The following is a 23,726-nucleotide window of genomic DNA, read 5'->3' on the forward strand; positions in this document are numbered from 1 at the left end:
GGCGCCCAGTCCGGCCGCCTTGGCGACCTCGCCGACCTTGACGACAGTGCTTCCGTTGCGCTCGATCGGCTTGCTCCGACCGCTCAGTACGTCGCTGAGCCCCTGCTCACGCAGTGCGCGGCGCTTCTCCTCGAGCTTGTCGGGGAGTTCATCCTTGAGCGCCTGTGGTTCGGCAGCGGCCGGTGCTGCGGCCGGCAGTTTGGGCTGAGGCGCCGCCGAGGCGGACGGGCCGAAAGCCAGGCCTGTCGCCGTCAGTGAGAGCCCGAGCAGACCCACTGCGACTTTGCGCACGTGGTACCTCCGGTTTGAGGGAACCGGCCCAACGGGGGTACGGGCCGGTGGGAGATCGATCCCACTAGTGGGACCATTGGTGAACATAGTTACTGGCGGGACGGGTGGGAAGACGAACGCGTCGATTTGTTGCAAGATTTTGTTGGGAATGCTTTTCACCGTCACACCCCGCCGGTTCATCAGCCCCGTTGACCAGCGCGGGCTCGGTCACGAACGTATACAACGACATTATTCGATCAACCTGAGCGCACATGCGACAGTGGGGCCGGCAGCGTCTCCGCCACCGGCCCCACAGTCAGTTGTCGATCCGTGAAACCGTTACTTCTTCGCCGGGGTCACGTAGATCATGGCCGACGAGTTGTCCCCGGCAGCCTTCTTGATCGTCAGCGAGACGCCGTAGTTCACGCCCTGGTCGCCCGGGTTTCCGGTGCCCAGCACGATCGCGCCACCGCCCAGGGTCACGCCGTAGAACTCCGGCGCCGGGCTACCGTCCGGGTTGGTGACCCGGGTGGTGTACGGCGCGTTGTTACGCGACGGCAGGACCACCGACGCGTCGTTGTCCCGGGCGTAGGCCGCGCCATCGCGCATCTCGATGCCCGGGTACCAGCCCTTGGCGTCGGTGAACGACTTCACCGGCGGCAGTCCCTTGAACTTCGTGCAGTACGCGCTGTACGGCTCGTCCGCCGCCTCCAGGCACTCGGTGAACGGGTACGTCCGGTTCAGCGTGAAGGCCGCGTTCGAGGACTGCGGACGGCTCGGCAGGTTGTCCGTGACCGACGGGTCCTTCACTGCCGCCTCACCGGTGCGCCGCAACGGGTCGAAGTGCGAGTCGACGATGAGCAGCCCGCCCTTCGCACCGTAGCTGGGCAGCGCGGTCATCTGCCCGGTGACGTGGTTGACGTCGCCGAGCGCGGTGTCCCGGTACCAGACCAGCATGCCCGGGGCGTTGTAGGAGATCCGGTCGACCTTCCACGCCTCGTGCGAGTAGATCGTGTCGTAGGCGTACTTCAGGCCCTTGTCGAAGCCGTCGAAGTTGCGCCACTCCGCGAGGTAGAACTGGGCGTGCACCTCGGTGCCGCTGGAGACCTTCCAGCCCCCACCGGTGGTGTCGACGAAGGTGCCGACCGTGGCCGTCCAGCCGTTGGCGCCGCCCTCGACGTCGTCACTCCAGGTGGTGGCGCCGCCGCCGGTGACCGAGAAGTCGTCGACGAACCAGTTGCGCTCCTCGAACGCCTCGTCGGTGGCCTGGCGCAGCCGCAGCTGCACTGTCGTGCCGGCGTACGCCGACAGGTCGACGTAGTCGTGCCGCCAGCCGTCGGTGCTGCCGGTCAGGCCGTACTTCTTGCCGCCGAAGTCGTTCATGCGGCCGTTCGGGTCCGGGTAGCCGTCCGGCGTGGTGACCACCGTGCCGCCCTCGTCGTACACCTTCTGCTCGGTCCAGGTCGTACCGCCGTCGGTGGAGAGCTCCACGAAGCCGTAGTCCCAGTCCTCCTCGATGATGTAGTTGTTCCACATCCAGAACTTCGAGTCGGCAGCCGCCGGCACGTCGACAGAGCGGCTCAGCTTGACGTCGGCCCACTCCTGGTCGTTGTTGCTGTGCCACATCTTGGTGCCGCTGTGCGGGGTCGCCAGCGTCGTCACCTTGTCCGGCAGGTCGACCTTGATGCCGTCCTCGGAGTCGATCGGGGTGCGCGACGTCTGGCCGAGCTTCACCTCACGCGGGTTCGACCCGGGACGGATGGTCAGCGGGTCGGCCCAACCGAGCACCCACTTGTCCCAGATGCCCATGTGCGTCGGCAGCGCCTGGAAGATCTCACCCGAGTGCGAGCCCGAGGCCATCAGGTCCCAGAAGTCCACGTCGGAGTCGGCGTTGCCGGACGTGTCGTAGAGATCCGGCAGACCCAGGTCGTGGCCGAACTCGTGGGCGAAGACGCCGACGCCGGCGTCCTCCGGCTGCACGATGTAGTTCGACGCCTTCAGGTTGGTGCCCGGGATGGTGTAGCCACCGGCAACCGTGGAGGAGTGCGCCCACACTGCGTACACGCCCTCGGCGCCGCCGCCGCGGGACTTGCCCTGACCGGCGTGCACCAACACGAGGTGGTCGATCACGCCGTCCGGCTCGAAGACGTTGCCGTCACCGTCGCGGTCGGCCTGGTCCTCGATGTCGTAGTCGGCCCACGGGAAGTTCGGGTCCTTCGCGACGAGCGCGTCGATCGCGTCGGTAGCCAGGCGGCCGGCGCCCGCCGGGTTGTCCGGGTGGCCGTTCATCGACTGCTCACGGCCGGGAACCCACGCGCCGGTCTCGTCCTGGAAGCAGCGGTTGGCCGCGTACCAGCCCTCCGAGTGCGGCACCGTGATCCACGGGCTGGCCTGCCCGTCCACCGTGTACGCGTTCTTGGACATCTCCAGGTACATGTTGTGCATGGTGCGACCGGACAGGTCGATGCCCTTCTTGCCGTCCGGGCCCTTCAGGTCCGTGCGGACCCGCTCGGTGATGCCCTTCTTGCTGTAGAGCATCTTGTTGTAGTGCTGCGGCGAGAAGTTCGGCACCCACATCGAGTTGTTGTCCTCGTGGGGCAGGCGCGCCGGGTCTGGGATCTTGTTGTGCTTCGGGCCGTTCTGGACCGTGCCGGGGACGCAGGTGCGGTCCTCGAACACCGTCTTGGGGACCATCACGCCGGTGAAGTCGTCGTTGGCCTTGTCGTTGAACTCCACCAGCAGCGTCAGCAGCTTCGCCGTCTGGGTGGTCGGGGCCTTCTTGAACTTGCGGGGGTTCTGGCCCGTCTTCAGCGACTTGGCCTCGTCCTTGGCCAGTTGCCGTGCGGTCACCGGGTTGCCCCGGGCGTGCTTCTGGTCGAACGCGCGCGCGGACTCCGCGGCAGGGGTGTAGATGCCACCCTTGCCCTTCACCTCACGGCCGGTGGTGTCCGGCTGCACCTCGGGCTCGGCGTAGTTGATGTAGTGCTCGTCGGCGCCGATCACCGCCTGGGGGGTGCCGGACGGCGACTGGGCCGCCGCGCTGCCACTCACTGTCAGTGATGTGGCCGCGAGGGCGATGGCGGGCAGTGCGACGAGTAGACGTCGCCGCGCCCTGGACTGCGGTTTGTGGTTCATGCCGCTCCGTTTCTCGGGCATGGGGAGGAGGACGTTGGCGTGGCCGACAATCGATGTGATGTGTGTCGAACTCTTCCAACCTGCGTGAACCTAAAGCACAACCGGCCGAAAGGACAGCGGTGGCCGACGCCTGTGCCCGTTCAGCTTCTCCCGACTCCCCCGACCGACCGATGTGACAGCGGCGAGGCGGCACGAACCGTACCCGTAAGACATGACGGAGGGTGGCGGTCCGCACGGACCACCACCCTCCAATGGGTACGCCTACCGTCAGTCCTCGTCGGACTTCGTGCCGCTCATCCCCGAGGAGATCAGGTCCATCACCGAGGAGTCCTGCAACGTGGTCACGTCGCCCAGCGACCGGTTCTCCGCCACGTCCCGCAGCAGCCGGCGCATGATCTTGCCGGAGCGGGTCTTCGGCAGCTCCGCCACCAGCATGATCTGCCGCGGCTTGGCGATCGGGCCGAGCGTCTTCGACACGTGGTTGCGCAGGTCGGCGATGAGCTGCTCGCCCGCCTCGCCGACGATGTCCGTGGTGCCGCGCGGAATGGCGAACGCGACGATCGCCTGACCGGTGGTCGGGTCGGTCGCGCCGACGACAGCCGCCTCGGCCACCGACGGGTGCGACACCAGCGCCGACTCCACCTCGGTCGTCGAGATGTTGTGCCCGGACACCAGCATCACGTCGTCCACCCGGCCGAGCAGCCAGATGTGCCCGTCGTCGTCCTTCTTCGCACCGTCGCCGGCGAAGTACATGCCCTGGAAACGCGACCAGTACGTGTCGATGAACCTGTCGTCGTCACCCCAGATGGTGCGCAGCATCGACGGCCACGGCTCGCGCAGCACCAGGTAGCCGCCACCACCGTTCGGCACCGACTGGCCCTGGTCGTCCACCACGTCGGCCACGATGCCCGGCAGCGGCGTCATCGCCGAACCCGGCTTGGCCGCTGTCACCCCCGGCAACGGCGAGATCATGATCGCGCCCGTCTCGGTCTGCCACCAGGTGTCCACCACCGGCAGCTCGCCCCGGCCGATGTGCTCCCGGTACCACATCCAGGCCTCCGGGTTGATCGGCTCGCCGACGCTGCCCAACAGGCGCAGCGACGACAGGTCGAAGCCCGCCGGGATGTCGTCGCCCCACTTCATCATCGTCCGGATCAGGGTGGGAGCGGTGTACAGGATGCTCACCCCGTACTTGTCGATGATCTCCCAGAACCGGCCCTTGTTCGGCGTGTCCGGGGTGCCCTCGTACATGACCTGGGTGGCGCCGTTGGAGAGCGGCCCGTACACGATGTAGGAGTGCCCGGTGACCCAGCCGATGTCGGCGGTGCACCAGTAGACGTCCGTCTCCGGCTTCAGGTCGAACACCGCGTGCGTCGTGTACGACGCCTGGGTGAGGTATCCGCCGGTGGTGTGCAGGATGCCCTTCGGGCGGGCCGTGGTGCCGCTGGTGTAGAGGATGAACAGCGGGTGCTCGGCGTCGAACGGCTGCGCGGTGTGCTCGGCCGAGGCGGTCTCCACCGTCTCGTGCCACCAGTGGTCCTTCTCCGACCACGCCACGTCCTCGCCGGTGCGGCGAACCACGAGCACGTGCTCCACCGACGGGGAGTTCGCCACCGCCTCGTCCACTGTGGGCTTCAACGCCGACGGCTTGCCCCGCCGGTAACCACCATCCGCGGTGATCACCACCTTGGCGCTGGCGTCCTGGATCCGGTTGCTCAACGAGTCGGCGGAGAAGCCACCGAAGACCACACTGTGCGCGGCGCCGATCCGGGCGCACGCCAACATGGCCACCGCCGCCTCCGGGATCATCGGCAGGTAGATCGCCACCCGGTCGCCGGCGGTCACCCCCAGGTCGGTGAGCGCGTTCGCCGCCCGGCAGGTCAGCTCGTGCAGGTCCGCGTACGTGATGGTGCGGGTGTCGCCCGGCTCGCCCTCCCAGTGGATCGCCACCTTGTCGCCCCGGCCCGCCTCGACGTGCCGGTCCAGGCAGTTGTACGCGACGTTGAGCTGCCCACCCACGAACCACTTCGCGAACGGCGGGTTCGACCAGTCGAGCACCTCATCCCACTTCTTCGACCAGGCCAGCCGATCGGCCTGCTTCGCCCAGAAGGCCAGCCGGTCGGCCTCCGCCTCGGCGTACGCGTCGATGGTGACGTTGGCGTGCGCGGCGAGTTCGGCCGGCGGGGGGAACTGGCGCGTCTCGTTCAGCAGATTGGCCAATGCCTCGCTCATGCCGTGACTCCTCATCCTCGGGGTGACCTGGGTCTCGATGGCACGAGGGTAGTCGCGGGGCCCGCGAGCGGCCACGGCTGCCCACCGCGTCGCGCCGAGCGGCCCCCGCCGCGCGCCCGGCGGCCCGTCCCCGTCGGTACGCCCCCGGGGCGGGTGGTCCCGGTCGCGTTGCGGGCGGGTGCGGCCCGCCGCGCCGGGCCGGGTCGTTAGCGTGGCGGGGTGACCACCGACCCGCTCGCCCCGCTGCTCGCGCTCGCCGACATCACCGCCGCCGTCGACCAGGCCCGCGCGCGGTTCGACCAGGCGCTCGGGCACCGGGCGCTGCGCCGGCACGGTGGACAGGTCGCCGCCGAGGTCAGCCTCCGCTCCGCGGTGGCCAGCGCGGCCCTGGAAGGGGCCGGGCACGAGCGTGAGGCGGTCCGGGCTGGCACCGTCACCGACCCGGTGCTCCAGGGCTCGCTGCGGGTCGCCGGAGCGCTGCCGGGCCTGAGCGAGCTGTGGCCGAAGGCGCCCCGGCAGGCCCTCGCGAAGCTGCACGTGCTCGCCGCCCGGGACCTGGTGTCGGAAGCCGAGCTGGGCCGCCCGATCGCCGACCCGGTGGTCGCCACCCGGCTGGACGGGCTGGCCGGCCTCGTCGCCGGCGGCACGAAGGTCTCCCCGCTGGTGCTCGCCGCTGTCGTACACGGGGAGTTGCTGAACCTGCGCCCGTTCGCCGGGCCGTCCGGCGTGGTGGCCCGCGGGGCCGCCCGGCTGGTGCTGCTCGCCAGTGGCCTCGACCCGCGTGGCCTGCTCCCCGTCGACGTGGGGCACCACGAGCGGGAACCCGAGTACGTCGGCGCGGCCGGCGCCTTCGCCACCGGCACCCCGGACGGGCTGCGCTCCTGGCTACGCCACTACATGGCCGCCGTCGAGGTCGGCACCGACCAGCTCACCGCCATCGGAGACGAGATCCTCGCCGCCGCCTGAGGGGCGATCGTTCCCCGCCGCCCCGGACCGGCCCGTCCTCGCGGCATCGATCATGGAGTCGTGGTGCCCCGCAAAAGCTGCCAATCGGTCGAAGACGCCCACCACAAGCCCATGATCGACCTGGAAGTGGGTTGGGCGGGTGGAGTCAGGCGGTGGTGGCGGCCCGGGTACGACGGTGCCTGCCGTACCAGGCGATGCCGATGGCCACGCCCACCCCGACCCCCAGGGCCGCCGCGGCCACCGGGACCGCAGGACGTTCCCGCAGCCGCCGGCCCAGCGGAATCGGGTGCCGGAACTCCAGCACCGGCCACGCGTTCTCCGAGGCCAGCTTGCGTAGCTGCCGGTCCGGGTTGACCACACTCGGATGACCGACGCACTCCAAGAGCGGGCGATCGCTGTACGAGTCGGAGTAGGCGTACGAATCAGCCAGGTCGTAGTCCCGGGCGGCGGCCAACTCGCTGACCGCATCGACCTTGCTCGGGCCTGCCGCGTAGAACTCGACCTCGCCGCTGTACCGGCCGTCTTTCACCGTCATCCGAGTGGCGATCACGTCGGTCACCCCGAGCAACTCGCCGATCGGCCGGACCATCTCCTCGCCGGACGCCGACACCAACACCACGTCCCGCCCAGCCGCCTGGTGCTCCACGATCAGGGCGGCGGCTTCGGCGTACACATAGGGGTTGATCAGCTCGTGCAGCGTCTCCGCGACGATCTGGCGGACCTGCTCCACCTGCCAGCCCTTGCAGAGCGCAGCCAGGTAGTCCCGTGTTCGGGCCATGGTCTGCTCGTCGGTGCCGCCCAGCCGGAACATCAGCTGCGCGTACGCCGACTTGACCACGTCACGCCGGGTGATCAGCCCATCCCGGTAGAACGGACGACCGAACGCCAGGGCGCTCGACTTGGCGATGACGGTCTTGTCCAGATCGAAGAAAGCGGCACTTCGGCCCACGGCGCGAAAGTCTAGCCGGATGGTCTATCGTCGGCGGGTGCCCGGGGTCATGCCACCCCTCAGACCTGCGGGCTCTCCGCTCCGCGTGATCACGCTCACACTCTGCGAGGAGATTTTCGCAGTGAGTGGAGGCAGCACCACTCGACGTGACGGGCCCGCTCAGGCAGACTTGTCCGTACGACGAGCTTTCACATCCTCGAAACAGGCAGACCCTCAGCGGTTGCACCCCCCGTGACCGCTGAGTGGTTCGGCTCGACCCCCCCGGAGCCGAACCTCCGACGACCCCCGTCTCCCCCCGACGGGGGTCGTCCCTTTTCCGGGAGCGCTTCCGGCCAGCTGAGGATGTGCCTCCCGGGTCGGCCGGTTGAGGCGACGGGCGGAAAGTCACGCTGGCGGGGACGCTCCATGGACTGGGCTCTCCGGTGGAAGCTTGCTCGCGCGTACCAGGATCTGCGCTTGAGGGCCACGACGGCCCGACGGAGAGAGCCTGATGCCCTCGACCCAGATCCACTCATCGCGCGGCGGGCGATTGGCCACCAGCCGTACCCCGGTCACCCACAACCGCACCGGCCCGTCGGATGGCAGAAGGCGATCGACCGCGTCAATGTCCAGCACCGCGCCGAGTCGTACCCGAACGTCAAACACCGCGTCTCCTCGTCGTTGGCGCCGTGTTTCCAGCCCGCGCCCGAGCAGGGTTGGCAGTTGGTCGATGCTTTCAGCCCCGTCATGCAGACAGGTTGTGGCACATACCGCCCAGCTACCCGGAAAATCCTTCCGGGGCCGCAGACGACCCAGGGGAGACGGTGAACCGGTGCGCGGAAGAACCAACAACCTGACCATCGGCGAACGCGTCGCCTGGTACCGCTGCCGACGCGGCCTGTCCCAGGAAGTCCTCGCCGGACTCATCGGCCGCACCGCCGACTGGTTGGGCAAGATCGAGAACAACCGGATCGAGCTGGACCGGCTCTCCGTCATCAAGTCCCTCGCCGAAGTCCTGGACGTCTCCCTCGGCGACCTGCTCGGCGAACCCTCGATGCTCGACTGGACCGGCGACAGCGGCACCACGACCGTCCCCGCCCTGCGCGCTGCCCTGATGAACTACCGCGCCCTCGGCTCGTTCAGCGGCGGCACGGAAACCGAGCCATCGAGTGTCGCCGTACTCAGGAAGGAGGTGGGGGCTCTCTGGGACGCCTACCAAGACTCTCGATTCGCGTACGTCACCGGCCGCCTGCCCGACCTGCTGCACCGCGCTCAGGCCGCCGCCGACCACCACGACGGCGACGACCAGGATCAGGCCCGTCGCCTTCTCGGCTTGGCGTACCAACTCGCCGCCACACAGCTCACCAAGCTCGGTGAGAGCGACCTCGCCTGGATCGCCGCCGACCGCGGCTTGACCGCCGTCCGTCCCACCGGCGACCCACTCATCACCGGCTCCCTCTTCCGCTCGGTGGGCCACGCTCTACACGCCACCGGCCGCTACACAGAAGCCGTACGCCTCATTGAAGACGCCGCCGGCTACCTTGAGCCGCACCTGAGCCGCGCCACGCCCGCACTACTGTCCGTCTACGGAACCCTGTTTCTGTCCGGCTCCATGGCCGCCGCCCGCTCCAACGACGCCGTCACCGCCCGCGCCTTCCTCGCCACCGCCGATCAAGCCGCTCGCCAGCTCGGAGCCGACGCCAACCACCTCTGGACCGCGTTCGGCCCGACCAACGTCGCCATCCACCGCGTCGCCACCGCCGCCGAGCTGGGCGACCTGCAAGTCGCCATCGACCTCGGCCCGCGCGTCAACACCGCAGGGTTGCCGATGGAGCGCCGAGTGCGGCACGCCCTCGAAGTCGCCCGCGCCTACAGCTCGTGGAACCGGCTCGACGACGCCCAAGCCGCTCTGCTCGACGCCGAACAGATGGCACCCGAACAGGTCCGCCACCACTTCCTCAGCCGACAACTCGCCCTGACCTGGGTACGCCGACAGCGCGGCAAGCCCTCGGCCGAACTGGTCGGGCTGGCCCGGCGGCTCAAGGTGCTCGACTGATCTCAGCCCCCATCTAGGCTGCCCTGGTGACGGCCAACGAGATGCCACCCATGGCAACCCCGCGCGTCGCCGCAGGCGCCCTCTTCTTCGACGACCAGGGCCGCGTGCTCCTCGTGCGTCCCAGCTACAAGAACCACTGGGACATCCCCGGGGGCTACGTCGAACCCGGCGAGTCACCCCGAGCAGCCTGCATACGCGAAATCCAAGAGGAACTGGGCCTCACTCCGGCAGTCGGGCCGATGCTGGTCGTGGACTGGGCACCCGCCGAGCACGAAGGCGACAAGCTCCTCTTCATCTTCGACGGCGGATCGCTCGGCGCAGAGCAGGAACGCGACATTCGCTTCGCAGACGGTGAACTTACCGAGTGGCGTTACGTGAGTGCAGGGTCCTTGGAACAGCACGGCCCGCCCCGGCTCGTCCGTAGGATCCGAACTGCTATTGCAGCGCGCAGTAACGGCGTGTCCACGTATGCCGAACACGGCAGCGAAATCTAACCGTAGTTAGATACGGCCAAGTTGGCCCTGAACGGGCCGCACGCGCCGCCGCTTGGACGCGCGTCCGTCGCTCCGCTGGCGCTCCGACTCCGGCCACCCAACACGCCCGGCCGTTGGCGCGGAAGCGGGATGCCCAAGGGGCCGGCGGACCCGGCTAGCGCCCGACCGTGCCTCAAGGTTCGCTTGACGCGGTGGGTCGGGAGGCGGCCCGCCCACCAGGAGGGCGGGCCGACGGCAGACGGGATGGAGAGAAGCGCTCTCGAATTGATACGCTAGCGGCGATCGACCATTGCCGTTAGCACGGCGATAAAAAGGGTCGCCCAAAATGCCGCTGAAGCCATATGTGCCGATAGGGTGGAGTAAGCGTCTAACTAATATCCGATTATATTGGGACGACGTAGACCAAGCGCTTTCGGATCTCGCCATTAACGGCGATACGCGTCTAGTGGCAACTCACAAGGATGGCAGGCTGTCTAGCTGCGACACCTCTGATGACCTCGTCGGACGGGAAGACATGGCGGGCCTCATCGTCATGCTCGTAACGCCGAACGAGCATGAGCGTGTCAGCATCGAGGTGGACGCCAGTGCCATTCGCGTAGATGTCGGCACCAACCGGCACGACATAAAGGTTACCGTCGAGAATTTCATCGATTCGTTAGAGCGGATTAAGCCGATCAAGTTCATCCTCCCGGCGTTTTCTCCGTCGATTTCCATGATCCCAATCGCCTCTATAAGTGTACGTGAGGGCACGTATAATAGAGCGCAGCTAATCTTGGATCGCCGGATTAATTCTTTCCATTCACGTCAGCAGCGTCGCCACAACCTCTTTGTTAGTGTTGTTTCAGGGGTCGCCGGAGCCCAGGCAGAGCCGAGCAGGCCTGGCCCACTCCACGGTGCGTGGGGCTCACGGCGGAGATGGCTCTGAGGCCCGCCGTGCGATTTACGTGCGATTAGGGGCGGCCATCAGTACTTTCCCCGATAGTCCACAGTTGGAGTACTAGGAACTCGGCGTGTCAGTCCCGTCGCATGGGACACCGATACCCAGCTGCACTTGTGCCGTCTGCCCCCGCGACCAAATTGTCAGCGGTAGGCAGGTTGCCCGCGCAACCCACGTGCCGCCGACAAAGGCCAGCCACTGAGGTTGGTCATCGACAGGTGTGCAGGCACGCACATGGGCGCTCACGGCTGGCACCACTGAAGAGCCCCATCCGAGACGTGCCCTGTCCTCCCAGCCATGTGCCACCCGAAGATCAACTACTGCGCCGCCGCGTACGACCAACCCCCATTTGGCGAACAGCCGGGCTGCCGGATCCGCTTCCCCCGATTCCTCTGCTTGAAGCACCGTCCGGTCAGGTACCGCGACGTCCTCTCCCACGAGCCGATAATCTGTCGGCGGTTCCTGTAGCGGAAAGCCCGATACAGTGCATGACTCCTGCCTAGCGCTCCCGTCGGTTGACGGGGACGCGCTGGGGTCAGCCCTCAGAGATGCAGTTGGTGCCGGTGATCGGGCCTCACCCTGGCTGGACCCTTTTGAGGACGTACAGGCAGCCGGCGTCACCATCAGGCAGATGCTGAGCGGCCACCACACCATGCGGCTAGTCCTTCGCATGCGCGTTACCCCCTGAACGGCGAGGCCTACGACGGTAAGGGCGCGATCCGTGAAGCGTCACCGTACCGGAAGGCGGGATTCATCCGATGCGCCGTGCCATCAACGTGCCAGTAGCCGGCACCCCCGCCGGTCACCAGGGGGCACGAACGGTCAAGCACTTCGCGCATTGATCTGGCCCACCAGGTCCTTGTCGGCCATGATCTTCGTCCTTCCTAACTGGCGGTGCGGTGAGGGTGGCCGTTACTAGAGAGTGTGCAGGTCATCAATGGCCAGCTTGATCGCGTCGGCCTCTTCCCAGACCTTCACCTGCAAGGTCATGTCGCTCCGCCCTTCCTCCTGAGACCACAGGTCGACATCGACCTTCCAAACGCCGTGGTCAGCAAGGAAGTAGGCGTCGACGTGGTGCCACGCCTCAGGCGGCATTGGGATGAACGTCGCGGGGTGCTCGCGGGCCCACAGGCCCAGGTCTTGGCCCGACCGCGAGTAGTCCCGCGCTAGGCCGGCGAAATCGCCGGCGGCAATCCGTTCGACCACCTGCTCGATGACGGGCCTGAACCGGGCTGGAAGATCCGCAGCAGTCACCGGTCGAGTATGAGAGACGACGGCTGTACAGCCATCCGTACAGCCAAGCCGGCCCACCGAAGGGAGCGAGAAGCGGCGGTAGCCGACAGGCCGAGCAGGTCAGCAGCAGCAGTCGACGCCCGCCGACATGCCGCATGATCTTTGCAAGGCAGAGGTCGGGCTGATGCTCGCTCGCGGACTGCCCTGCGGGCGGCCTCCGGCCGTCCTCGGGCGCCCGCAGCGCGCCATTCCAAAGTCAGCGGATCGTCAGCGGACGCCGTACCGCGTGGCGATTCCCGATCATGCTCGACAGCACTACCGGTACGTCTGACCACGCGGTACGGCACTTGATCACACTCGCTGCTACGTCAGGTCACTTTCCCCCCGATGGGGGTCGTCCCTTTCCCCCTGGAAACGCTCCATCGCAGGAAGCACCTGTGCTGAGCGGTACTGCTCCTCCCCACCTCTTCGCACGGACCGTGCGATCGCCACGTCGCGTGTAATTTGCCAAACGGGACGAGCCGGGGAGGAAACACGTGGCTGCTGGTGGTTTCTCGCCGAAGCGGCTGGCTCGGCTGCAAGGGTTGCTCGAGCACCACGTCGAGTCCGGCTTCGTCCCGGGCATGGTGGTCGTCCTCGCCCGGCACGGCGAGGTGCACATCGAGCCTGACCCCCACGCAGAAGGCAACCTCCGGGTTCTGGCCGGGCTACTTCGACGCCATCGGCTGGGGTTTCGGAATGTCGGTCCGGACCCGGCGTACGCACCTCGGGCCCTCGGTCGGCAGTTACGGATGGCCCGGTTTCTACGGCACCGCCTGGTACAACGACCCCGCCGAGGACCTGACGACGATCGTGTTCATGCAGCGGGCGCACGCAGGTGACCAGCGGCTGCCGATGTGGCACGACTTCTGGACCACCGTCTACCAGGCGATCGACGACTGAACGCATCGCTCGTTTTCCCGATCGGCGGCACCCGCCCTCGGCCGTGCGGTAATCCCGGGGCCCTCAGCGACACAAGCCACTGTGAGAGTCGCCGAGGCAATGGGGGTTCGGGTGGGTCCACCGAAGAAGCGGGACGAGGGCTGGTTCACCAGGCTCTACGCCGCCGAGTACGAGCACATGGTCCGGTACGGCCTGCGCCGGCTCGCTGACCGGGATGCATCGGCGGAACTTGCCCAGGAGGTCTTCGTCGTCGCCTGGCGTCGCCGCGTCGAGGTGCCGGACCGCAGCCTGCCCTGGCTGTACGGGGTGGCCCGGCGCCTGCTGGCGAACCAGTGGCGGTCTCGACGCAGCACACCGGACCTCCTCTCCATCACCGATGTCGACCTCGAGCGGCTGGCCGGATCGTCGGGCGCCGACACGACAGTCGGGGTCGCCGACGTCCGGGCCGCTCTGGCCACCCTCAACGATCTCGACCAGGAAATCCTCCGGCTGATCGGCTGGGAGGAGCTGACGGTGTCCGAGGCGGCCAAGGTTCTCGGTTGCACCGGGGCGACCGCCGCGGTGCGCCTGCACCGCGCCCGCCGTCGTCTTGCCGAAGCAATGTCGGGCCGGCCCGCGCAGACCCGGCGTAGCCCGGTGTTGGTGACCATTCGAGAGGATCTGTGATGTTCGGAGCAGAGCGCACCCGTACTCTTCTGGGCCCGGCCGACCCGGCCCGGAACGCCGCTGTCGGGCCGCCGCTGGTCTCGGCGCGCGAGCTGATCGAACGCGCCAGCGCTACCGAAACGGTCGCCGAGCATCGTCACGTACGCCCGACCCGCCGGCTGGTCCTGACGGCCGGGACGCTGGCGGTCGCGGTCGGTGCCGTGGCGGTGCTCCAGCCGTTCGGCGAGGACGCACCGGACACGCCGGTCGGGCCGCCGGCGGCAGCGGGGTTGGTGCTCGTGCCGGTCGCGTACCAGTTCGACGCGGATCCGCCGGCCGCCGGTCCGCAGCTACGCATGCTGGCCGACAAGATCAAAGACGCGGGGTACGACCACCAGAGCGGGCGCTACATGTATCACCACACCAAGGTGTGGGGCAGTCCGGTGATGACGTCTGCCGACGGTCGCCACCACGTGGCCTATGCCAGCGAGACGAAGATCTGGCAGGCCCTCGACGGGACCGGTAACCAGATCAGGATCCAACTGGAGCCGCAGTACCCGGACCAGGAGTCCCGGGACTACTGGCAGCGCGAGAGCGCTGCGCGGCCAGCAGCCACCGGCACCCCCGCACCGAGCGTCAGGCCGCTGTCGCCCGAGGATGTCAGGCCGCTGTCGGCCGACCCGTCGGAGCTCCGGGAGCGGCTGAAGGTCGAGTACGGCGCGGGGGCGGCGAGCAAGTGGGTCGGCACGCTCTACGCGCAGTACGTCGTGCCGCGTGCGACCCGAGCGGCGGTCCTGCGGGTTCTCGCCGACGTGCCCGGCTTCCGCTGGCGGGGGCAGGTCACGGACCGTGCCGGCCGCAAAGGAGTCGCCGTCACCTTCGACGACCGCGAACACGACCAGCAATGTCTTCTGATCTTCGATCCGAAGACGGGCGAATTGCTCGCCGATGAGCTGTTGACGCTGTCGCCAGTGCGGATCAGCTCGTACAAGGTGATCCTCGATGCCGCTTGGACAAATCAGCCCGGCTGACCACCGACTCGCGGGGCCGCTCCTTTCGGGAGCGGCCCCGCTGTTTTTGGCTCAGCGGCGCTAGCTGCTGATGTGCCCGTGCCCGTAGCAGATCAACTGTCTCGGCGGGGATTTTCCACAGGCCACCAGGTTGTCCACAGGCGACGACATCTGGGCGGCCCGTGGGGCGGATTCCGAGCACTGTCGGCGGCATACCAGAGCCCGACCGCTGGAGGCCGCGATGCCACCCCGTACCACGGTTCCGCCGATCCGCCGGCTCCCGCTGGTCGTCACCGGCGACGACGAACTGCTCGATGATGTGCTTCGGCTCGCCGCCGTTGGCGGGACCGAGGTGGAGCTTGCCCGCGACCCAGCGGCTGCCCGTACCCGTTGGCTTCCCGCGCCCCTGGTGCTGCTCGGCGCCGATCAGGCGCAGGCGTGTCTGCGCGCCCGGTTGCCGCAGCGGCCCCGGCTGGTGCTGCTCGGCCGGGCCGGTCAGCTCGACCCGGGCTGGCAGATCGCCGAGCTGATCGGGGCCGAGCACGTCGCCACGCTGCCGGCCGCGGAGCCGTGGTTGGTGGATCGGTTCGCCGAGCATGACCCGGACCGTCCGGCCGGCGTCGGCGCCCGCGTCGTCGCGGTCCTTGGTGGGCGGGGCGGCGCGGGCGCGAGTGTGCTCGCCGGTGGTCTTGCGGTGACCGCCGCCCGGGCCCGGCTGCGCACCCTCCTGGTCGACGCCGACCCGCTCGGTGGTGGTCTCGACCTCGTGCTGGGCTGGGAGCAGCTGGAGGGCCTGCGCTGGCCGTCGCTCACCAGCGCCGACGGGCGGGTGGACGCCCCGGCGCTGGTGCAGGCCCTGCCCAGCCGGGGTGACCTCGTGGTGCTCTCCTGGGACCGCGGCGAGATGCTGACGTTGCCAGCGACGGCGATGGCGGCGACCGTCGACGCGGCCAGGCGTGGGCGGGACTTCGTGGTGATCGACCTGCCCCGACAGTTGGACGACGCGGCAGTGGTGGCGCTGCAAGCCGCCGACCAGGCGTTCGTCGTCGTGCCGGCCGAGTTGCGCGCCACCGCGGCGGCCACACGGGTGGTGGCCGCAGCCGCCCCGCACTGCGCAGCGCTCTCGGTCGTGGTGCGCGGTCCCGCCCCGGGGCGGCTGCGGGCGACCGAGGTGGCACGCGCGCTGGGCCTCCCGCTGGCCGGCACGCTGCGCCCTGAGCCGGGGCTCTGCCGTGGGCTGGAGCGGGGCGAGGCGCCGGCCGCCGGGGGCAAGGGCCCACTGGCCATGCTTTGCCAACGGATCGTCACCGACCTGACCGGCGTGCCGGCCACGGGTGCGGCATGACCGCCGGGCCGGAGGACGGCACGCTCGCCGCCCGAGTACGCCAGCGGATCGCCGCCGCCACCACCCCGGTCACCGCCGCGGCGATCGTCTCCGCGGTACGGGCCGAGCCCACCGCCGCGGTGCTCGGTGACACGGCCATGCTGCGGATCGCCGACCGGGTGCGCGACGACCTCGTCGGCGCCGGGCCGCTGGCGCCGCTGCTCGCCGACCCGGAGGTCACCGACGTCCTCGTCAACGGCGCCCGGGTCTGGGTCGACCGCGGGTCGGGGCTGCACCAGGTCGCCGTGCCGGTGGGCTCGGTGGAGGACGTCCGCCGGCTGGCGCAGCGGCTGATCGCCAGCGCGGGGCGGCGGCTCGACGACGGCTCGCCATACGCGGACGCGCGGCTTCCCGACGGCACCCGACTGCACGCCGTGCTGCCGCCGGTGGCGACCGAAGGTCCCTACCTGTCCCTGCGGACCTTCCGACACCGGCCGTTCACCCTCGACGAGTTGGTACGCCAGGGCACCGTGCCGCGACCGCTGGCACCACTGCTCGCCGCAGTCGTCGCGGCCCGTCTGGCGTACCTGGTGACCGGGGGCACCGGTTCAGGCAAGACGACCCTGCTCAACACGTTGCTGGGGATGGTGCCGGCCACCGAACGGATCGTGCTGGTGGAGGACGCCGCCGAACTGCGTCCCGGACATCCGCACGTGGTGGGGCTCCAGGCGCGTACCGCCAATGTGGAGGGCACAGGCGTCGTCAGTCTGGCTGACCTGGTCCGACAGGCGTTGCGGATGCGTCCGGACCGGCTGGTCGTCGGGGAGTGCCGGGGCGGTGAGGTGGTCGATCTGCTGGCCGCGCTCAACACCGGCCATGACGGGGGTGCCGGCACGCTGCACGCCAACACACCGTCGGACGTGCCGGCCCGGTTGGAGGCCCTGGGCATGTTGGGTGGGCTGCCTCGCGCCGCGCTACACGCCCAGGTGGCCGCCGCGCTGCAGGTGCTGTTCCAGGTACGACGTGGCGATCGAGGTCGCGTCCTGGAGTCGGTCTGCCTGCTGCTGCCCGAGGGGCCCGAACGGATGGTGACCGTCGTGCCCGCCTGGGTGCGCGGCAGTGGGCTCGGCCTCGCCGCCCGTGCCCTCGGGGCGCTGCTGCGGGAGCGTGGGGTGACGGTGCCGCCCATTCTCAGCGAGCCGTGGCCCGGATCGGCGGGTCCGGCATGACTGGCGAGACGATGCTGGTGGCGGCGCTGCTGCTGGTCGCCGCTGTCCTGGTGGCGTGGCCCATGCGGAGCATTCGGGCCCGTCGACGTCGCGTGCTGGCACCGGGACGGAGGGCCGGCGGCGTCGATCCGGATGACGCCCTGGTGCAGTGGATCAGGGAACTAGGTCGCACGCCGGGCGGGCCGGTCGATGGCACCGGCGCTGCCCCGGGACATCCAGTTGGCATCGCGTTCGAGTCGGCGACTACTGCGGGCGCCAACGGACGACGGACGGCACTCGGCTGGCCCGACCGGGACGTCACCCGCAGCCCGAGGTGGCCGGGGGCGGCAGACGGGTTCACGCGTCCAGAGGGCTCTACGCGCCCGCCGACCCGTCGGGATCCCCGACGGCCGACCGGCACCGCCCGCCCGGAAGTGGCTCCCACCATGCTCGACGCTGAACAACGGTCGGGCGTATCGGCGGCCACGACCACGATCAGTGTCAGCGGTGTGGACGCGGCTGGTCGGAGTGACGTCTCCGGTCCGGCAACCGCAGATGGGCACAGCGACCTGGACGCCGGCTGTCGGGGCGACGCGTCCGCCAAGGCGGCGTCCGATGGGGCGGCGTCCGGCGGGGTGGCGTCCGACGGGTGCGCGATCGTTGATTGTCGTGCCCACGGGCGCGTCGGCCCGACCGACAGAACGCCGGGTACGAACCCGTCGGTGCGCATCTCGCGATCGACGACGCGCGTGCTGCCGGTGGTCGGTCTGCTCGGGGGCGGTGTGGGTGCCGTGGTCGGTGGTCCGGTGGCCGCGGTCGCCATGGCCGGGTACGGCACGCTGGCCGTACGCGCCGCGCTGCGCTGGCGAGTGAACCGGAGCGCCGAGCGGAGCCGACGACATGGGCTGGACCAGCTCTGCGGCCTCGCGGCGGACCTACGGGCCGGCCTGCCCGTTTCACACGCGCTTGACGTCACAGCCATCGAGAGTGACGGGGCGAGCCGCCTACGTCAGCTGACCTCGGCGGCGGTGCGCTTGGCCGACCAGACCGGTGCGCCGCTGGCGGAGCTTCTGGAGCGGATCGAGGCGGACGCTCGGGCAACCGACCGGGGTCTGGCCGCGGCGGCCGCCCAGGCGGCCGGTGCCCGGGCCACGGCCTGGCTACTGGCGGCTCTGCCGATCGGCGGGATCGGGTTGGGGTACGGCATCGGCGTCGACCCCATGGCGGTGCTCCTGCACAGCACTGTCGGCGGTGTTAGCGCGGTTGTCGCGGTCGCACTTCAGGTCGTGGGCCTTCTGTGGGCGGAACGGCTGGGCGCGACACCGGGGCGGGCAGAATGACGGCCCGCGGCCCAGCCGGCCGGCCCAACCCAGCCGGTCAACGCAGACCGGGGAGCCAACGCAGCGGGGCAGGCCAACGCAGCGGGGCAGGCCAACGCAGCGGGGCAGGCCAACGCAGCGGGGCAGGCCAACGCAGCCCAGTCGGCCAAGCCAGCTCGGCGAGCCAGCCCAGCTCAACCAGGCGGCGGCGGCCGGACGCGATCCGGCTCGTGGCGGTGTTGGCTGGGCTCGCCGTGGCCATCGTCGTCGAGGGCTGGCTCGGGCTGCTCGGCGCTCTCCCGGCCGCGTTCCTGCTTGATGTCCTGTTGCGGCGGATCGAGTCGCCCGCTGTGCGGAGGCGGCGGCAGCAGGAGGCCGCTGACCTACCGCTCGCCGCTGACCTGCTGGCTGCGGCGATGCGGGCGGGTGCCCCAGTGGATCGCTCGGTGCTGGCCGTCGCCGAGGCGCTGGACGGGCCGCTCGCCGGCCGGTTGGCCCGGGTTGGCCGCACGTTGCTGCTCGGTGGTGGCCCAGCAGAGGCATGGTCCGCGCTGGACGGCGTGCCCGGCGCCGAGCGCCTGACCTCGGCGGCGTTGCGCTCGGCCAACAGTGGTGCCGCCCTGGCCGGCGCGCTGACCCGGCTCGCCGACGACCTGCGCGCCGACCGTGCCACCGCTGCGGAGGCATCGGCCCGGCGGGCGGGTGTGCTCATCGTCCTGCCGCTGGGGCTCTGCTTCCTGCCGGCGTTCATTCTCGCCGGACTCGTGCCGGTGATCGTCGCCGTTCTCGGCGATGTGCTCTGACCCATCGAGAAGGGGAAACAGTAATGCGCAAACTCATCGATCGCCTACGCGGCGATGCCGGGATGAACACGGCCGAGTACGCCGTGGGCACCCTCGCCGCGGTCGCCTTCGCCGGGATCCTGTTGAAGGTGCTGACCTCCGGCAACGTCCAGTCGGCGCTGACCGCTGTCATCGACCGGGCGCTGAAGTGATCGGGCGCCGGCGGGCCGGCCGCGATTCAGGGTCGAGTGTTCCCGGGCTGGCGGCACGCGGCGGGCGGAGACTTCGCGTCCTCGTGCGGACCGTTGGCGGGGACCGGGGGTCCTTCACCGCCGAACTGGCGGCCGGCCTGCCGGCGCTGCTCCTGCTTCTGCTGGCCGGCCTGACCGCTGTCAACGCCGTCAGCGTGCAGGCGGGTTGCCTGCACGCGGCCCGGGAGGCTGCGCTAGCCGCCGCCCGGGGCGCGGACGGCAGCGCGGAGGGTGGCCGGGCAGCGCCGCCGGGGGCGGCGGTGTCGGTGTCCGTCGACGGCGACCGGGTGCGGGCGACGGTAAGGGCACCCGTCCGGACGTTGGGCGGTCGGCTACCGCGAATCACAGTGGTCGCCACCGCCGTCGCCGCCGTCGAACCGGGCGCGCATGAGGGGAGCTGGTAGTGCAAAGAGATCCGTCACCCCGCTCCGGTAGAGAACCGGCTGCCGGAGGGCTCGTTGCTGGCCGGCCGGACCGGCAGCGAGGTGGCGCGACGGTCCTGCTGCTGGCGATGGGGCTCGTCCTCGTGGTGTTCGGGACGTTCGGCGCCGCCATCGTCGCCGCCGGAATGGCGAGCCAGCGAGCGGCTGTGGCAGCCGACCTCGGCGCGCTGGCCGGGGCAGCCCGGGCGCTCGACGGCGACGCTGCGGCTTGTGCGTCCGCGTCCGACCTCGTCGGTCGCAACGATGGCCGGCTGGTCGGCTGTCGCCTCGACGGGCTGGACGTGCTGGTGACGGTCGAGGTGGCGTTCACGCCACTACCCGGCCTGACGCGGGTGGCCGCAGCGAGCGCCCGCGCCGGTCCGGTGCGAGGCTGACCCTCGCGGCGGCGTCACTGCTCACCGCCGCGTCCGGCGGCGCGGTGCGGGCAGCCCAGGCGCGCCCCGTGGTCGGGCGCGGCGTGCGCAGGGCGGGGCCTGTGGAGAGAGCGGCCTGTGGCGTTCCCGAATTGACTCGTGGTGCGGCACCAGGCGCAGGTACGGGCCAGCGCGTGGCCGAAGGAGCCAGGGCCCTGGTGGGATTGGTGGGTGCTGTGGAGCTGAATCGGTTACGACATCAAGGGTGATTCGTTTACGACATCAGCTCCAGAGGGGGACCGGACCCGTCAGGACACCGAGTCACCAACGGCACGCCGCCCGAGAGTGCGGCCGACGGCCTGCCGGCCGGGGATCGCGCCCGACGTCTGCCGGTCGGGGATCACGGCCTGCCGGCCGGGACTGGTCGAGGTCCAGGTCCCGGCCGGCTGCCGAGGATTGGGTGGCCGCGACGGCGACCGTGGTGGGTCGCCGCGCCGAACCGCACCGAACCGAACGGCACCGCCCCGCGCCGCCCTGGTCCAGGCCGGGTGTGTCAGCGGGCCTGGAGCGCGTCGAGGGCGACTGCCATCGCGATGACCAGGCGACGGTCGATCTGCGGGTTCTGCACCTCGACGACGTACTTGTCGCGCAGGCCCCACTTCTTGACCACGGTGAAGACCGGCTGGCCGTTCGCCGTGAAGTCGAAGTGGTACGGCAGCCAGGACAGCGAGTCGACGAATCGACGCAGCAGTGCCACCGGCATGCTGCGCTCCTGGCCCGTCACCTGCGGCAGGCCGCCCTGCTCGACGTGCCAGGTGGACCGCAGCAGCGACTGGGCGAAGTCCTTGCGGAACAGGCCGATCGCGTTGCCCGCAGCGTCGGTGACGTCGTACGTCGCGCCGAGGTCGATGCGCTGGCGGGCCTTGAAGCCGAGCAGAGGCTGCTGCTTGGAGTCATCCGTGTAGATGGTCACCTGCTCCTTGAAGGCGAGCCGCTTCTGCTGCGCGAACGCCAGCAGCTCACCCTCGGTGCCGTCGGGGGAGACCGCCCGGACCTCGTACTGGTTGACCATCATGCGCAGTCGCTGGCGGATGTGGAACTGGTGCTGGCCCTGCAAGTTGTCGAGCTGCATGTGTACTCCTCTGGGGGTTGGTGCGCCGGAGTCTCGCACAGCCCGACAACCGTCGCGCTCCCTGCTGCCCATGATCAGTTGCTGCTGGGTAGCCGTCGCGGTCGCCGGACGACTACCCAGCACGGAGTGGTCACTGGTGCCCTAGCAGGATCACTCCGAAGACCTCAGCGACTGTCGACGGAGGTCGCGGCCCGCAGCGACCAGGTGTTCAGGACCTGGTGGATGCCGCGCAGCCGCTCGTTGATCTGTTCCAGCCGTTCCGCCTGGGCCAGGGCGGCCAGTGCCGACCCCAGCGCGATCTGCTGGTCGAGGGTGAGATTGTCCTGGTCGATGGTGTAGAGCAGGTCGACGGTCTCGGCGATGGTGTCGGCCACAGCTTCTCCTCGGGCACGGGGGGCGATCAGCAACATTGGCATCGATGGAAGCGCTCCCACATCATTGTGCCCCGTGCCATGCCGATTCATGCAAGCCGGTCAGTTGGGCAGGTTCGTCAACACCACGTCGAGCACCCGGATCGCGTCCGGTTTGGAGAGGGGATTGTTGCCGTTGCCGCATTTCGGTGACTGCACGCAGGACGGGCAGCCGGCCTCGCAGCCGCACTCCGCTATCGCGTCCCGGGTGGCCCGCAGCCACGCCGCCGCCGTTCCGTACGCCCGCTCGGCGAAGCCGGCGCCACCCGGATGCCCGTCGTAGACGAAGACGGTCGGCGCCTCGGTGTCCGGGTGGATGGCGGTGGAGAGCCCACCGATGTCCCACCGGTCGCAGGTGGCCATCAGCGGCAGCAGGCCGATCGCGGCGTGTTCGGCGGCGTGCAGAGCGCCCGGCACGTCGGCCGGCTGGACCCCGGCGAGGGCCAACGACTGCGGTGACAGGGTGAACCAGACCGCCACAGTGCGCAGCTCCCGGGCGGGCAGGTCGAGCGGCCGGGTGTCGATCACCTCGCCGGTAGCGATCCGCCGCCGCTGGTACGACACCACCTGGCTGGTCACGTCCACCTCGCCGAGGAACATGCCGACCGGGCCGGCGTCCACGTAGGAGCGCACCGACACCACTGACAGGTCGGTGACGTCGCGGGCGTGGGTGGACCAGTCCGGCTCCTCGGCGCGTACCAGCGCGCAACCGTCGGCCAGGTCGAGCTGGTCGACCACGTACGAGACGCCCTGATGCAGATAGACCGCGCCGGAGTGCAGCAGGAAGTGCGACGAGCCGCCGTCGACGGTGCCGAGCAGCCGGCCGGTCGACGACTCCACCACGGCGACCGGGGCGCCGCCCTCACCGCGCAGGTCCACCTCGGGCCGCTCCCGGTGCCGCCAGTACCAACCGGTGGGCCGCTGCCGCAGCGCCCCCGCCGCGACCAGCTGGTCGACCGCCTCCTTCGCCCCGTCGCCGAAGAGCACCAGGTCGGCCGGGGTGAGCGGTGCCTCCACCGCGGCGCAGGCGAGCTGCGGTGCCAGCACGTACGGGTTGGCCGGGTCGAGCACCGTCGCCTCCACCGGCGCGCCGAAGATCGCCTCCGGGTGGTGCACCAGGTAGGTGTCCAGGGGGTCGTCCCGGGCCACCAGCACCGCGAGGGCCTCCTGCCCGGAACGCCCGGCGCGGCCCGCCTGCTGCCACAGCGACGCCCGGGTGCCCGGGTAGCCGCAGATCAGCACCGCGTCGAGCCCGACCAGGTCCACGCCCAGCTCCAGCGCGTTGGTGGAGGCCAGGCCGAGCAGGTCGCCGTGCAGCAGGGCCCGTTCCAGCTCGCGTCGCTCCTCCCGCAGGTAACCGCCCCGGTAGGCGGCGACCCGGTCGCCGAGCCCCGGCACCGCGTCGTCCAGCGCTCGACGCGCGTTGGCGGCCACCACCTCGGCACCCTTGCGGGAGCGGACGAACGCGAGGGTGCGTACCCCCTCGGCGACCGTGTCGGCGAGCAGGTCGGCGGTCTCGCGCAGCGCCGACCGGCGGACCTGGTGAAGCTCGTCGTGCTCGCCCGTCGCCTGCGGCGGCACCGGCGAAGAGGCCGACGAGTCGGGTGGCAGCAGCGGCGGTTCCCAGAGTGCGAAGGTCACCCCGCCGCGGGGGGA

General features: G+C 70.0%; 18 protein-coding genes and 3 pseudogenes. 13 read left to right on the forward strand and 8 right to left on the reverse strand.

Annotated elements, in window-relative coordinates:
- The 3 genes and pseudogenes from AB0C20_RS24445 to acs all read right to left on the reverse strand — a co-directional run.
- A pseudogene (locus tag AB0C20_RS24445) lies at positions 1-276 on the reverse strand (protease); the annotation flags it as partial.
- Positions 277-609: 333 nt separating this feature from the next.
- Positions 610-3,405: an immune inhibitor A domain-containing protein gene (locus tag AB0C20_RS24450; protein WP_357568807.1), complete on the reverse strand. Its 2,796-nt coding sequence runs from the start codon at positions 3,403-3,405 to the stop codon at positions 610-612.
- Positions 3,406-3,672: 267 nt separating this feature from the next.
- Positions 3,673-5,637, reverse strand: coding sequence for an acetate--CoA ligase (gene acs / locus AB0C20_RS24455; protein WP_357188854.1), 1,965 nt, complete (start codon positions 5,635-5,637; stop codon positions 3,673-3,675).
- Positions 5,638-5,856: 219 nt separating this feature from the next.
- On the opposite strand from acs, the gene AB0C20_RS24460 reads away from it, so the two are divergent.
- Positions 5,857-6,603 (forward strand): oxidoreductase, encoded by a 747-nt coding sequence (locus AB0C20_RS24460; protein ID WP_357568808.1) that lies wholly within the window; start codon positions 5,857-5,859, stop codon positions 6,601-6,603.
- A gap of 145 nt (positions 6,604-6,748) precedes the next feature.
- Here the strand turns inward: AB0C20_RS24460 and AB0C20_RS24465 are convergent, their stop codons facing one another.
- The gene (locus AB0C20_RS24465) at positions 6,749-7,552 is read right to left on the reverse strand and encodes an HAD-IB family hydrolase (protein ID WP_357188858.1); all 804 of its coding nucleotides are present in this window, start codon (positions 7,550-7,552) and stop codon (positions 6,749-6,751) included.
- 811 nt (positions 7,553-8,363) lie between these two features.
- Here AB0C20_RS24465 and AB0C20_RS24470 point away from each other — a divergent pair.
- Positions 8,364-9,587 carry a helix-turn-helix transcriptional regulator gene (locus AB0C20_RS24470; protein WP_357568809.1) on the forward strand — a complete coding sequence of 408 codons (1,224 nt, stop codon included), beginning with the start codon at positions 8,364-8,366 and terminating at the stop codon, positions 9,585-9,587.
- A gap of 26 nt (positions 9,588-9,613) precedes the next feature.
- Positions 9,614-10,081 carry an NUDIX hydrolase gene (locus tag AB0C20_RS24475; RefSeq protein ID WP_357568810.1) on the forward strand — a complete coding sequence of 156 codons (468 nt, stop codon included), beginning with the start codon at positions 9,614-9,616 and terminating at the stop codon, positions 10,079-10,081.
- Positions 10,082-11,933: 1,852 nt separating this feature from the next.
- On the opposite strand, the gene AB0C20_RS24480 is transcribed toward AB0C20_RS24475, so the two are convergent.
- Positions 11,934-12,272: a hypothetical protein gene (locus AB0C20_RS24480; RefSeq protein ID WP_266304098.1), complete on the reverse strand. Its 339-nt coding sequence runs from the start codon at positions 12,270-12,272 to the stop codon at positions 11,934-11,936.
- A 717-nt stretch (positions 12,273-12,989) separates the two neighbouring features.
- Here AB0C20_RS24480 and AB0C20_RS24485 point away from each other — a divergent pair.
- From AB0C20_RS24485 to AB0C20_RS24530, 10 genes and pseudogenes are all read left to right on the forward strand, one after another.
- Positions 12,990-13,193 (forward strand): hypothetical protein, encoded by a 204-nt coding sequence (locus AB0C20_RS24485; RefSeq protein ID WP_357188860.1) that lies wholly within the window; start codon positions 12,990-12,992, stop codon positions 13,191-13,193.
- A 111-nt stretch (positions 13,194-13,304) separates the two neighbouring features.
- Complete coding sequence (locus AB0C20_RS24490) at positions 13,305-13,859, forward strand: sigma-70 family RNA polymerase sigma factor (RefSeq protein ID WP_357188862.1); 555 nt, start codon at positions 13,305-13,307, stop codon at positions 13,857-13,859.
- On the forward strand, positions 13,859-14,869 hold the full coding sequence (locus tag AB0C20_RS24495) for a CU044_5270 family protein (RefSeq protein WP_357568811.1): 1,011 nt from the start codon (positions 13,859-13,861) through the stop codon (positions 14,867-14,869). The genes AB0C20_RS24490 and AB0C20_RS24495 overlap by 1 nt, the downstream gene beginning before the upstream one ends.
- Before the next feature lie 220 nt (positions 14,870-15,089).
- A complete protein-coding gene (ssd, locus tag AB0C20_RS24500) occupies positions 15,090-16,193 on the forward strand; it encodes a septum site-determining protein Ssd (protein WP_357568812.1) in 1,104 nt (367 codons plus the stop codon).
- A complete protein-coding gene (locus AB0C20_RS24505; protein ID WP_357568813.1) occupies positions 16,190-17,401 on the forward strand; it encodes a TadA family conjugal transfer-associated ATPase in 1,212 nt (403 codons plus the stop codon). Before ssd ends, AB0C20_RS24505 begins: the two co-directional genes overlap by 4 nt.
- Positions 17,402-18,126: 725 nt before the next feature.
- Positions 18,127-18,720, forward strand: a pseudogene (locus AB0C20_RS24510) (hypothetical protein); the annotation flags it as partial.
- A 200-nt stretch (positions 18,721-18,920) separates the two neighbouring features.
- Positions 18,921-19,502 carry a type II secretion system F family protein gene (locus AB0C20_RS24515; protein ID WP_357188920.1) on the forward strand — a complete coding sequence of 194 codons (582 nt, stop codon included), beginning with the start codon at positions 18,921-18,923 and terminating at the stop codon, positions 19,500-19,502.
- Positions 19,503-19,525: 23 nt separating this feature from the next.
- Complete coding sequence (locus AB0C20_RS24520; RefSeq protein WP_357188870.1) at positions 19,526-19,693, forward strand: DUF4244 domain-containing protein; 168 nt, start codon at positions 19,526-19,528, stop codon at positions 19,691-19,693.
- Positions 19,694-19,776: 83 nt separating this feature from the next.
- Positions 19,777-20,136, forward strand: coding sequence for a TadE family type IV pilus minor pilin (locus AB0C20_RS24525; protein ID WP_357188872.1), 360 nt, complete (start codon positions 19,777-19,779; stop codon positions 20,134-20,136).
- Between the two features lie 77 nt (positions 20,137-20,213).
- Positions 20,214-20,549: pseudogene (locus tag AB0C20_RS24530) on the forward strand (Rv3654c family TadE-like protein); the annotation flags it as partial.
- 532 nt (positions 20,550-21,081) lie between these two features.
- Here AB0C20_RS24530 and AB0C20_RS24535 read toward each other — a convergent pair.
- The 3 genes from AB0C20_RS24535 to AB0C20_RS24545 all read right to left on the reverse strand — a co-directional run.
- A complete protein-coding gene (locus AB0C20_RS24535) occupies positions 21,082-21,660 on the reverse strand; it encodes a hypothetical protein (RefSeq protein WP_238684778.1) in 579 nt (192 codons plus the stop codon).
- 164 nt (positions 21,661-21,824) lie between these two features.
- On the reverse strand, positions 21,825-22,034 hold the full coding sequence (locus AB0C20_RS24540) for a hypothetical protein (RefSeq protein ID WP_328651309.1): 210 nt from the start codon (positions 22,032-22,034) through the stop codon (positions 21,825-21,827).
- 99 nt (positions 22,035-22,133) lie between these two features.
- Positions 22,134-23,726, reverse strand: a 1,593-nt coding sequence (locus tag AB0C20_RS24545; protein ID WP_357568814.1) for a Zn-binding domain-containing protein, incomplete at its 5' end; no start/stop codon positions are given.

Origin of the sequence: Micromonospora sp. NPDC048843 (assembly GCF_040649965.1) — a bacterium.
GTDB lineage: Bacteria > Actinomycetota > Actinomycetes > Mycobacteriales > Micromonosporaceae > Micromonospora > Micromonospora hortensis.